We start from the raw sequence: 12332 nt of genomic DNA, 5'->3' as shown, positions 1-12332 counted from the left end.
GATATAATTAATTATAACTATTTACATTTTATACTAACTAATTATAAAAATACATATTTTTCATACTTTTCAGAAAATTAACCCTTAATAAATATAAACCTGTGAATTTTTCCTATTATCCATCTAGATGAATACGATTTTATGTTTTGTAATAAAAAAATGCATCTTATTCATATCCGCTGACAGCTTAAGGAGTTGTTCTTATTTAACATCAGATCGTGTATCAAGTCGGGCAGTATATGGTTGACCTCGATTTATGAGTGTAGAATATTTACTGCCCCTAGTAATTTAGTTACTTCTATTTTCGCATCTATGATAGAACCATTATAAGTTTTAATAAAGACTGATGCATCATGTAAATCCTCTGGGCGGTTCCCCATTATGATTTGGAAACGGAAGGATCGGCAGTCCCGCTTTTAGTCATTGGCTTGGATCAAGCCCTTCCGGGGGTTTCATTTCTTCTGGCATCTTACTTGGGTCCTTCCCATGGTGGTTTTGGATATGGCGGCGGCTTTGCCTTGCTAATTGTATTGTTTATCCTCTTAATCATTATTGGAGCCAACTTCTGTAGTGGATTTGGAAATAAGGAGCAAAAAGGGCGACCTTCATGGTCGCCCCTTAGCTTCAAAGAATATTTACCTGATAGATAATCAGTGACGGCAGCTAACTTTAACTCTTTCGAATAAGAATTCCAAGAAGCTGCTTCTTCCAGACTGACTCCACCATTTACTTCATATTTTCTAATCCACTCTCTAATAGTCCCGGGATCTACAGAAAATTTAGCGCTAATATCGGCTATTGAATGATGACCATCTTTATAAAGGTGTAGAATGGCTAATTTCTCAGCTTTAGAATATATAATTCGAGCCATAAAAATACTCCCCTTAGAGAAACAGATTTTATTTTTTAACCTGTCTACCTAATGGGGAGCATATCAAATTTGATCAAAATAGATTCTTCATTAGCATATTTAAGTTAGGGTTTTATAAAAAAGTTTGATCATTTTCTACCTTTGATCTTAAACAATAGCGCCCTTTTATGAAATAACGAAAATCTAGATTAGTCCTAAAAACACTCAATTCTAATTAACCCCGCCCTTTAATTTGTTACAGTTTTAGATGCAATATTGTCTTGATTGTCTTGATTTTCTAATTTGCTTATTGCTGCTGCACTTGTATCGACACGTTTAACAAATAGTGCTAATACTAGGGCGATAATATTGATCACAAGTGTTACAAGGAATGAATATTGAATTCCAGCTAGTAATGCTTGTTGCGTTAATACAGCTGTTGAAGCATCTGTTAATGTTGCTGGATCAACGCCAGCCATTAAGTTTTCAGCTTTTGTCTTCGTAACTGAGTTCATAATAGTAATCAGAATAGCTGTGCCAATTGAACCTGATACTTGTTGGGCTGTATTGTTAATAGCTGTACCGTGGGGATTTAAACGAGTTGGTAATTGGTTTAAACCATTTGTCATAATTGGCATCATAACCATTGACATGCCTAACATACGTAAAGTGTAAACAAGTACAATATGTGTGTAACTAGAATCTATTTGCAAGTTTGCTAGCATGTAAGTTGAAATTGCTGTAACCACAAGTCCGACTACTGCTAAAATACGTGGACCAAACCTATCGAACAGTTTACCTGTGATTGGCATCATAATACCCATAATTATTGCACCAGGTAACATCATTAAACCTGAATCAAGCGGTGAAATCCCTCTTACGTTTTGAACATACGCTGGTGTTAATATCATACCAGAGAACATTGCTACTGCGTTTACAATTGCAATCACAGATCCAAGTGCAAACATTGGGTGCTTGTAAACACGTAAATCTAATAATGGTTCATCCATTTTTAATTGGCGAACAATGAAGACTATTAATGCAATGGCACCAACAATTAACGTTGTTAATACGATTGTATCTGTCCAACCATCTGAACTCGCAGAACTGAAACCATATAGTAATCCACCAAAACCGATAGAAGATAATACAACTGAGAAGTAATCAAGTTTTGCACTTTTGTTTTGTTCCATTACATTTTCAAGCTTCCAAATCCCTAGTAATAAACTAATGAGAGCTAAAGGCAAAATCATTTCGAAAAGTACGCGCCAGTCGTGGTATTGTACGATGTAACCAGATAATGTAGGTCCGATTGCTGGTGCAGTAATCATAACTAAACCAAAAATACCCATTGCAGCACCACGTTTTTCACGTGGGAAACTTACTAACATAATGTTCATTAATAATGGTCCCATGACCGAAGAACCTGCTGCTTGGATCATACGCCCAGTAAGTAATACACTAAAGTTTGGTGCAAAGGCTGCTACTGCAGTACCTAACGTGAAAATCGCCATCGTTGTAATGAATAAACGACGATTCGAAAAACGTGTTAACAAAAATGCTGACGCTGGAATTAATACACCACTGACAAGCATATAGCCTGTAGAAAGCCATTGTACTGTTGAATAATCGGCAATTTCTAAATCGACCATAATGGATGGCAGTGCTACATTTAATAACGAGTTATTTAAAAATGAAACAAATGCACCTACGAATAGGATAGCAATCATAAAATAAGGTGTTTTTTTATGATGTAAAGTTGAATCCATATTTTTACCCCTCTTATCTTTTCTAATTAATTTCTTCACTCAATTGATTTTAAACCAATAGTTCAAAAACAACAACTTTTTTATACTATCGGTTTAAAACAGTTGTTTTTTTAGTGTAAGAAAATTATACTACTCTATATAGAAATGACAGGAGGACGGCATGAATAACCGAAAAAGGAAAGTAGCCGACATTGCATTAAAATTGTTTGTTGAGAAGGGTATTCAGCAAACTTCTATCCAAGAAATTATTGAAAAAGCGAACATATCTAAAGGTACTTTTTACAATTATTTCTCCTCTAAAAATGATTGTATTGCAGATATATTGGAATTTCTTCGTTATGATGCCAGTCAACAGCGAATTGCCATGCAAATCAGCAAAGATCCACAAGATCGCGACGTTTTTGTTGAACAAATTACTATTTTAATTCGGTTGAACGAAGAACGAAATTTACATGCACTATTTGAGGCTATTTTACATTCGAATGAAACAGAACTGAAAAAGTTAGTGTTGCAGCACCGAGTTTTCGAAATAGAATGGCTATCTAATCGTTTTATTGAAGTCGTGGGAGAAGAAATTCGAGAATACGCTTTTGAAGGAACCATATTGTTTTATGGCATGTTGCAACATATGTTATTTACCATGCGAATTACGAATAGTCCGTATTCTTTACATCATTTAGTAAATGTCATTTTGTCATATATAGAATTGATTATGCCGTATATGATGAAGAATGGCAGTTTTATGTTAAACTATTCTGCAATTGATTTATTACGCACAAATGTTGATAAAAAAGTGGTAACTATAGCAGAATTAAAGGAATTAGCAGATCAACTTCAGCAACACTATACATTTAATGAAGAGCAACAAGATTTATTCGATGTGATAATGAACGAATTACAATGTGAACGGGTACGAAAGATTGTAATTCAGCAATTATTAAAGCCGTTTCAACAATTATTTAACGAAACAACCATTCAATCGCAAGTACACACATTTACAAATATGATATGGTATTATTTGAAGTCTATTTAAATTTTCATAATAGAATTAGCATCAGGAAAATGCGGATTTGTAACATTAAGAGTTGCCTGTTATAAAAACCCCAATTTTATCTATGAGATACAAAGATAAAATTGGGGTTTAATTTTTTACTAAGGCCACTTAAGTAGAAGCTTCACAATCTCTTCTCACTTTAATATATCTAATCCCTTAAATGTTTGGCTCCAGAATCTGGTCCAATACAAAAAGACGCATTCTTATTAACGAAAAGCACCCAATTGTGGAAGAACTTATTATAAAAAAATAAATACTTCACCACTATGTATATCTCTTGTTTTCGTGTATTTTTAAAATAAAAAGACATTTAACATTAAGTGTCCCGGATTAATCTAAAAAAATATATTACACGTTGTAGCTATTTTTCAAAATCTATTGCCACATTAAGCGCACAGATTTGTAAAGTTTGTAGAAATCATTTTTTACAACACCTAAATTTTAAGTCGCAATATTAGGTTTAAAAAGTATGCATACTTTATACAAAACTAGTTACCATTATCACCCTTATCGGCAATTGAAAAAGAGCTTAATCATCATAGTGCAATCAAAGGAAAAACACAAACGACCCAAATTGATGAGTCGTTTGCTTGATGTTTTAATTGTTAATCTTGTGCCCCTTTTTTCTCAAGTATTAAATAATTTACCCTATACACATGGCGAAGTAATGATAGGACTGGTTACAGTGAAAGGTACTCCATTTATTGTAGCTGTCGCCGTAACTATGATACTTCCAGGCCCAGTAGGGGTGACATTTGTACTAAAGGTTCCACCTACTCCTGTTGTAACTGTAGTTGGAGAAACGGTTGCCGGACCTATTACTGTGAATGAAACTGGGATTCCTTCAAATCCAATGCCGTTTACTAACACAACACCATTTACAGGAAAAGGAACGTTACACCCACCCACAATAATTGATTCAAGTTCAATTGAAACTGTTGTAGCTATTACTTTTCTAACACAGACTTTGATAATCTCCGATTCCCTAAATTTGAAAGCAACTCTAAGGCCAGCTTTAATTCCAAAATTTTGTTCTTGGGACAAAACTTCACAGACAACGGCCGTTCCAGTGACCTCAAAAAGATCACCTTCGTTAGCGTCGTCGCGGTCAATAACACACTGAAAAGGAATATCGTCGAAAACTTGGAATCCTGGTACTAGGGTACCATTTTCTAAAACTGCTGTATAAGTTAAGATCTTATGAATTACTCCACAAACTACGACTTTTTCTGGACATACATGTTCAATATTTGCTTCAACGGTTTTTGTAAAAACAACTGTATTCTCAAGGGCGGGTGGTATCAGCTGTGTCTCGTGATCGATCAAAATCTCACAACAAGTTGTTGGATTGACTATTGGACAAGCCATTAATCTTTTCCTCCTTAATTTTTAAATTTTTCATTCTATATAAGTTATTCGATGCCAGACAAGCCCGAAACGGCTAATTTAGTAAGGGTCTTACCCTCAATGGGGATAAAGTACGTTAAACCTATCCGAAAGAGTCGAATGAATATTGTATACAAATCTAGTTAACATAAAGTCATTTTTCGGAAAAAAAGAGGTTGGGTATCTAAATGAAGTGTACCCTTTATAAAGGACATTTTTAAATAAGGTCATGCCACTTGGAGAAGGTGATTTCTGTATTGAATAGGAGTCATCTTCTTTAAGTTCCATTGATATCTGAAATTGTTATAGTACGTCAAATAATTTTTTATTTCTCTTTTAAGTTCTACCAAAGTATGACACTGTTTTATATAGGCTTCATCCTTGAAGTGACCAAAGAAGGACTCTTGGGGAGCGTTATCCCAACAGTTTCCTCTTCTTGACATTGATTGTCCAAGACCTAATTTTCTTAAGTGTTTTTGAAAGGTTGGACTAGTATAATGGACTCCTTGATCAGAGTGAATAAAAGCTCCTTCTGCAATTTTTACTCGTTTATTCTTCATTAGCTTTTCTAATGTATTAGTAGCTATATCTAATGTCATTCGGCTGGACACAGTATATGCAAGTATTTCATTCGTTGAACTATCTTTAATGGTGGATAAATATGCCTTTTAACCATTACCGTAATATAAATATGTAATATCAGTGAGTAATACTTTTCCTGGAATTGCTTGTTTAAACTCGGGGTTTAATAAATTAGGCAGTACCGTGTGTTCTTGAGTGGCTTTCAACATTTTCTTATAAGCTTTAGCTCTTCTGATAGGACATACAATCTTGTACTTCTTCGCTTCAAATTGTATGTAATTTGAAACTGTCCTTCTAACGTCATCTTAATCTGGCGTGCACCTTTTTTGCGGCGTATAAAATGAAAAGCATTTAAAATATTTCCTTTAATTATCAAGTCTTTCTCTTCTCTTTGCTCTCTTCTTTCCTGAGATTCTAAAGAAAAGTAGTTATAAAAACCAGAGCGAGAAACTCCCGCAATTTCACATAAGTAACTCTCCATATTTTTAAGTTCGTACTTTTCTATTACTGAACGTATTAAAAGAAACCTCTGTTCAGCAGAGACTTTTACTCGTTTTTCTCCAGCCCCCTTTCCATCATGTCTAACTTTTTTAGTAACTCATTCTCAGCTTTTAACAATTGAATTTGTGCTTCTAATCTAGCATTCTTTTCTTCTAGAGAAAGCTCCTTCTGAGTGGGTCTTCCTGAATTATCACTACGCATATCCCTAAGTCCCAATACTCCTGATTTATTATAAGCAGTACGCCATCTGAAGGCTGCTCTTTGTACTCTGACAATACCAATGACTTCAATATCAAAACCATTCTCCTCGAAAATCTGCCTTGGCAACTTTCCATTTTTATTTTCAGCTATAAAAATCCTCTTAAATTCGTCTGTATATGTAACACCCTTTGAACTTACAGATTTAACATATGGATTATTAGATAGTATTTCTATTTCATTCTCGGTAAAGTGTTTTTTTGGCATTTAGTTGTTCTCTGATTCTTCCATTTTTTTCATTTTACATAAAAGTACCCTATAGGGCAGACCTTTTTTTAGTGTCTACTCTATAGGGTACACATTAATTTTACTGGTTGACCTTATTATACAAAAGCATCCTTTAGCTTAATTAGGGGTAGAGTCAGGAAAGTGCGGATTACAACGATAAGCATTTTGACACAAGTTTTATGAGACATTATTAAATCCTAATTTAACGGTATTTGTCTATAATCTTCAATTTCTAATTCTAATCCTTTTAAATCATCCATATATCATCAACCTCTAATAATAAATTAAACAGCACATACACGATATCCTTCCAGGTAAAATACACTACAATTGAAAGCCTTTTTGTACACAAAGATATCCCTATTACTATTAATCCTGCAATCCCAAACAACGAGACCACCAAAATGGTGGCCTATATTTTCCTTCGGTATTGTACATTTAAATCACTGTATGGTAAATCCAGCCACTGAGCACAATGAAAAAGCGTAGATTACTGTAGGAGCAGTTGAATTATTGACAAAAAACGCTAAACAATCACAGATTGCTAGTAAAAATACTCCATCAATCGTGGAAGACAAACTTTCAATAATAAGATTGACAGGTAAACCAAGTCCAGCTGCAAATTCCAATTGTTGCCCAATTCCATTTGCACAATTATTGCAGCTGCAAAAGGAATTCTTGCAGGTATGACAATTTCCTCCACATTTATTTTCGCACTCTTCGCATTTACTTAATATCGGGCTATTATTACAATTATTTTTTGCAAAGGTTTCTAAAAATTGGAATAAATCAGGAGAGGTTGTTGTATCAACGCTAATACCAGCTACCTTGCATAATTGAACCGTTGTTGTTGGGGGTGTGGTATCTGTCCTGAAAGATACCGTTGAACAGTCATTTACACTGGTAATTGTTTGTCCGGTAGTAGGATTGGGAATAACGGAAGGAAAATTGATGAAATAGATATCGACTGTGTCAGTAGGATGAGTCAATTCAAATATTCTTATTTGATTCAGTACATTGGCTAGTGCTCGGGCACAGCAATCACAGCATTCTTCTTTTCGATTGCGTCTATCTTTTTTCTTTTCCTTCTTTTTCCTCTCTTCACATCCGCATTTTACGGTAACAGGAACATTTACTGTAACTCCACTTACTGAAACAGGTGTACTGATTTGTGGATTATTGGTGAGGGTTTGATCGCCTAAAGTCTGGTCCCCATGTCTCTGTGTTTGGGTTTGAGGGCCCATGGCTTGATTCTGGCTCTCATTTGGATTTTGAGTTAGAGAGCCAAAGGTTAGTTGCTGGTTCTGGTTCTCTTGTGGATTTTGAGTTAGAGGGCCTAAGGTTTGTTGCTGGCTCTCAAATGGATTTTGAGTTTGAGGGCCCATGAATTGTTGCTGGTTCTCTTGTGGTGTTAGGGTTTGAGGGCCCATGAATTGTTGCTGGTTCTCATTTGGATTTTGAGTTTGATCGCCTAAGGTTTGTTGCTGGCTTTCTGATTGATTTTGATTTTGAGTTTGATCTCCCACCGTTTGTGTTTGATCTCCTCGATTTGCGTTCTGACTCTTACAACAACACGGCTTATTTTGGCATTTTTTACAAAACACAGTAGATTCGTTAATTAAATTACCAAAGCATTGTTCCTCCTTATGCTTCCGGCAATAAACGGTTCTAGAAACATCATTTTCTTCAGGATTCATATTGCTAAATCTCCCTTCCTTTATCTATTTAATTAGCTTGTATAGTTTATGACAACAAAAGTGTATTTGCTCTTATTTATAGATGGAAAATTTGATTCAAGTGAAGTAATTGGGTTCTGGCCAACATTTTACGAGATGATGGGGTTAAGCGATTCTACACTATGTATGATTATCGTTATTTTCGTCCATTGAAAAGACCACCAATTTGGTGGTCGCGTTGTTGAATTAATCAATCGTTAGTTCTACAAGAACTTTTGCTATAAATAGACTTAATCCCAATAATTAAAGATTACATCACCAATTCTTTCGGGTTTCCAATAGGCTATTTGTTCCAATTCAGCATTATTTATTCATTGTCTTTTTGAAAAAATGGTTCGTTCAGTTCCTTAGTACCCAAAACACTATAAAAAGGGCTAAATTCTTTATATAAATGAGGTTCATCAATAAAATTGATTTCTCCGAAATTAACAACAGAAGCAAAAGTTAGTAAAGGATAATATGCATTCAGCAGTATATGAAAATGTTTATTAAAAACATTAACTTCCACATCAAAGAAATTTGTTACTTCTGTTGGTGCTTTAAATTCTAAAACCGTTCCTTCGTTATTTTTTATGATACTGTAACATAGCTGTTTAAATTGTTTTCCATCAATTTTTGGAGGTTCGCATTGTTGTTCATAAAAGCCAGTTATACCGTTAGGAAATTTCATATACTACCACCCTCATTAAATTCTAATTGAATATATTCCCCTTGCTACTTCTTGAACTGATTTCAACCATTAGCTTGATAAGCTAGATTAAAAAACTCCTCTTATTTTATTCCAAGAATAGTTTACATAATCAACCTTATAGGCATAAAAAAAGATCTTCAATGAAGATCCATGATCATTTATTTCTCTATCCTAACCAGACATTTTTCATAAATTTCAATTTCATCAATGTTATAATCGTCTAATCGAATTGTACATTCACCTTCATTTGGCTCAAGCTCTTCACCTAGCCAACAAGGATAGATTTCACAATACTCTCCTGGCTTAAGATACTGTTTTAGAAGGTCACATAAAGCAATAAAATCTATTTGTGACTTTTTATAATTATGTGGAGAGTTCTTTTTTTGATAATGACTTATCCAATATATAGGATTCGGTAATTCAATTTCATAAACATTTTGAGTAGTAAAATGCTTTTTTTGAACATTTCTTCTATCTTTTTCTTCTGAAAAAATGTATCTAATTTCGATAAGGTCATCAGTTACTTCGTCTGTAATTTCCACTTTAAAATTACATCCTAGATAAGTTGCAAGACTCATAACATACCTCCTTTAGACAAGGTGTTTGGATATGCTAATTCTAACATACATTAGTTATAGTAGATCCAAGGTCAATTATCGGCAATGAACAAAGAATCTTCAGTTGAAGATCCTTTTTTGCTGCTTATTGAATTAATGCTATCCGTTAGTTCCAGAACTATGGATAGTATAATCATAGGAAATACATATCATTTTTGTTATTATTTAATGGGTGATTATATTGAATTTACTTACTCGCTCTTTTATTTTCTCCTTGATTACAAATTTAGCATTATTAATTGTTAAATTTGTATTAGCTTTTATATTAACAGCTATGTATCAACCTGATATGGTATCAAATGGAGAAGAAGTATACTATCTTCAAAGTGAAGTAGTGATAGGTGGAAATTTTAGCTCTTCCTACATTACAGAATTTATTGTTGGCTTTATCGTTGTAATGCTGGTTTATTTGTTGGGTTATAAGCTGAAGTTGATTAAGTGAAAAGCGAAGTATTTGGACTTCGTTTTTTTGTTTGAACCTTTTCTTATTGCACTAAAGGGTGCATCGTTAGTTGAAGCAGCTCCCCAAAAGGGGTGCAGAAAATCTAGTCACCATAAGCGATGTTATAGGCAGTGAAAAAGGATCTTCGTCTGAAAAATCCTTTTAGCTGCTTGTTCAATTATAGGTCTGTTAGGTGGTATGCCTTATTAGTCCCAACTAAAACCCAATTTATCTTCATTCAATTTGCTTTCATTCCATTCTAAAATTCCTTCTCCTTCTTCAAATTTCTTGTTCTTTCATTTCCTTTTTATAAAACTCAATGATCTTATTACGCTTTTCGTTGTCTTTCGGTAAATCGACAATCAAGGACGTAGCATATGGTCCTCCCTCATCTTCTATTCTTTCTGGTTCATCCTGAATACCTATAACATTTACCTTTGATACACCAAGTTCATAGAGTTTTTCAACAAATTTGATTGCATTAACAGTTTCACCAAACCTATCAGATGCTAATGCTGATGAATTGTTGTTACTTTTAAGCCATTCTAAGGCTTCATATATTTTCATTAAAATCACTCCTAAAATTCCTTGTTATTATACGTAGATACGGTATAAATCCTATTTATAAATCAAGTCTTATTTAACTATCTTCTGCCCTATTAGTGAACAATATCCCAAGGTTCCGAATGGTCCGTTTTTATCGTTTATACATGATTTTATACAATGTTGATGAATTAACATTTTCGGCTTCTTAAGAAGCCTGATAGCTGCATAAAAAAAGGGGTGTTTTATGCAGTCCCTTCTTTCACTAACGCACCCAATAGTTTAACAAGAACTCTTCTTTTAGGATTGAAAATATCTTGGTATCCTTAAACTCTCCTTTAATAAATTCATTTTTTCTTTTAGTTGTATATATTCATCATTCTTCAATACAAAGAGCACCTATCCAAGTTAGAGTCAGAACAGCATAAATACCTATTATTTTATCAACAATCTTATCATAGTAAACATAGATCTTAACCGAATTGAAGATTATGTCTTTGACTATGTTAAAGCCTTTTTGGATTCGTACATGTTTCTCAAAAATAGACAATATTTCAGCATTTATATCACACATAATACATTCTCTATTTCTTTCTCACTACATACCATATAAGGAATACTAAGATGGAGAAGGTGAAAAAGTTGGTATACCGTCAATACGTCCAATATCCAGAATATCAATCTGAGCCTCTATGGGACCCTAATCAACTCTGGTATCATAATCATCAATTACTTCCATATCAGCAAATTTATCATCCACAGTTATGGAACCAAGGACAGAATATTCAGCACAAAATATGGCATTCCCCAGGACATAAACATACTAAAAAGCTTCCTTTACACCCATATATTAATGGTTACCTTATCATGGGCGGTTAAATGAAAATTCCAATTATCTATACGAACTTTTGAGATGCTGTGATAGCAGTTAGTAATGATCCTAATTGTAGGTCTTGGACTGATTTTATAGTTGCAGCTGTTGGGCAATTATATCCGCAAATTAACATAAGACTACGTTCAAGCAACAAGTTAATTGAATAAAATAAATTTGAAACAAAATTAACGTCCAATTTAGACCATCCTTATTCAGGATGGTCATTTGTTAGAAAAAAATAATTATACTGCACAGTATGTGCCTACTCTCCCTTGGCTAAACTGTATCATCCTATCCACTTTTACAAGGAGAATAAAAATCAAAGACCTTTCTTTATAAAAGCAATTTTACTATTTGGTCCTAAACTGAATAAGTACGAACCACTAATATGCTTACACAGCAATATCCATTGTAACTTAGGGTATTCAACTATAAATTTTATTAGAGATTACATTTTTTGATAAAGATAAACATAATAGATTAGAAGTGGCTCACATGAATAATGAATTAGAAGATATTAATATAGATGTTAATGACACAACGCGACCAATTGGGTTTGGTTGTTTTGGAAGACCATTCTTTAGAGGCTTTTAGGCGGTCTTGCTACCGGTGCACTACTTAGCCCATTATGCTCCTGAATGAGGAAAATATATGATTAAAAAATTTTTGACATTTCTTCGATTTCAATCCTAAAGATTGTAAGAAACTACTAAGTATAAGCAAATTCGAAAAAAAAGCCTCAGAAACCATTTGTTAGACATCTGTCTACGTGTGGTTCTGAGACTCTTAGTTTTTATACCA

At 33.8% G+C, this 12332-nt stretch carries 9 protein-coding genes and 3 pseudogenes; 4 read left to right on the top strand and 8 right to left on the bottom strand.

Going from position 1 to position 12332, the window contains the following annotated elements; all coding sequences use genetic code 11:
* Positions 1 to 461: 461 nt before the first annotated feature.
* Positions 462 to 575 (top strand): annotated as a pseudogene (locus V179_RS31560) (YjcZ family sporulation protein); the annotation flags it as partial.
* Between the two features lie 152 nt (positions 576 to 727).
* On the opposite strand, the pseudogene V179_RS31555 reads toward V179_RS31560, so the two are convergent.
* A pseudogene (locus V179_RS31555) lies at positions 728 to 871 on the bottom strand (transposase); the annotation flags it as partial.
* Positions 872 to 1098: 227 nt separating this feature from the next.
* On the bottom strand, positions 1099 to 2619 hold the full coding sequence (locus V179_RS27260; protein ID WP_051404866.1) for a DHA2 family efflux MFS transporter permease subunit: 1521 nt from the start codon (positions 2617 to 2619) through the stop codon (positions 1099 to 1101).
* A gap of 160 nt (positions 2620 to 2779) precedes the next feature.
* Between V179_RS27260 and V179_RS0106985 the strand changes: the two genes are divergently transcribed.
* The gene (locus V179_RS0106985) at positions 2780 to 3652 is read left to right on the top strand and encodes a TetR/AcrR family transcriptional regulator (RefSeq protein ID WP_028390849.1); all 873 of its coding nucleotides are present in this window, start codon (positions 2780 to 2782) and stop codon (positions 3650 to 3652) included.
* Positions 3653 to 4321: 669 nt separating this feature from the next.
* Here the strand turns inward: V179_RS0106985 and V179_RS0106980 are convergent.
* From V179_RS0106980 to V179_RS0106955, 5 genes and pseudogenes are all read right to left on the bottom strand, one after another.
* The gene (locus V179_RS0106980; protein WP_028390848.1) at positions 4322 to 5041 is read right to left on the bottom strand and encodes a hypothetical protein; all 720 of its coding nucleotides are present in this window, start codon (positions 5039 to 5041) and stop codon (positions 4322 to 4324) included.
* Positions 5042 to 5286: 245 nt separating this feature from the next.
* Positions 5287 to 6607, bottom strand: a pseudogene (locus V179_RS29760) (IS3 family transposase).
* Positions 6608 to 7071: 464 nt separating this feature from the next.
* Positions 7072 to 8325, bottom strand: coding sequence for a hypothetical protein (locus tag V179_RS27250; protein ID WP_051404865.1), 1254 nt, complete (start codon positions 8323 to 8325; stop codon positions 7072 to 7074).
* Between the two features lie 346 nt (positions 8326 to 8671).
* The gene (locus tag V179_RS0106960) at positions 8672 to 9034 is read right to left on the bottom strand and encodes a hypothetical protein (RefSeq protein WP_028390846.1); all 363 of its coding nucleotides are present in this window, start codon (positions 9032 to 9034) and stop codon (positions 8672 to 8674) included.
* Positions 9035 to 9213: 179 nt separating this feature from the next.
* A complete protein-coding gene (locus tag V179_RS0106955) occupies positions 9214 to 9633 on the bottom strand; it encodes a hypothetical protein (RefSeq protein ID WP_028390845.1) in 420 nt (139 codons plus the stop codon).
* A 220-nt stretch (positions 9634 to 9853) separates the two neighbouring features.
* Between V179_RS0106955 and V179_RS0106950 the strand changes: the two genes are divergently transcribed.
* Positions 9854 to 10114, top strand: coding sequence for a hypothetical protein (locus V179_RS0106950; RefSeq protein ID WP_028390844.1), 261 nt, complete (start codon positions 9854 to 9856; stop codon positions 10112 to 10114).
* A gap of 279 nt (positions 10115 to 10393) precedes the next feature.
* On the opposite strand, the gene V179_RS0106945 is transcribed toward V179_RS0106950, so the two are convergent.
* Positions 10394 to 10681: a hypothetical protein gene (locus V179_RS0106945; RefSeq protein ID WP_028390843.1), complete on the bottom strand. Its 288-nt coding sequence runs from the start codon at positions 10679 to 10681 to the stop codon at positions 10394 to 10396.
* Positions 10682 to 11281: 600 nt separating this feature from the next.
* Between V179_RS0106945 and V179_RS0106935 the strand changes: the two genes are divergently transcribed.
* Positions 11282 to 11536: a hypothetical protein gene (locus V179_RS0106935; RefSeq protein ID WP_028390841.1), complete on the top strand. Its 255-nt coding sequence runs from the start codon at positions 11282 to 11284 to the stop codon at positions 11534 to 11536.
* The last annotated feature ends 796 nt before the right edge of the window (positions 11537 to 12332 follow it).

Origin of the sequence: Bacillus cihuensis, assembly GCF_000504145.1 — a bacterium.
Taxonomy (GTDB): Bacteria; Bacillota; Bacilli; order Bacillales; family DSM-1321; genus Peribacillus; species Peribacillus huizhouensis.
The sequence above is the reverse complement of the archived record's forward strand: the minus strand, read 5'-3'. Positions and strand labels throughout refer to the sequence as shown.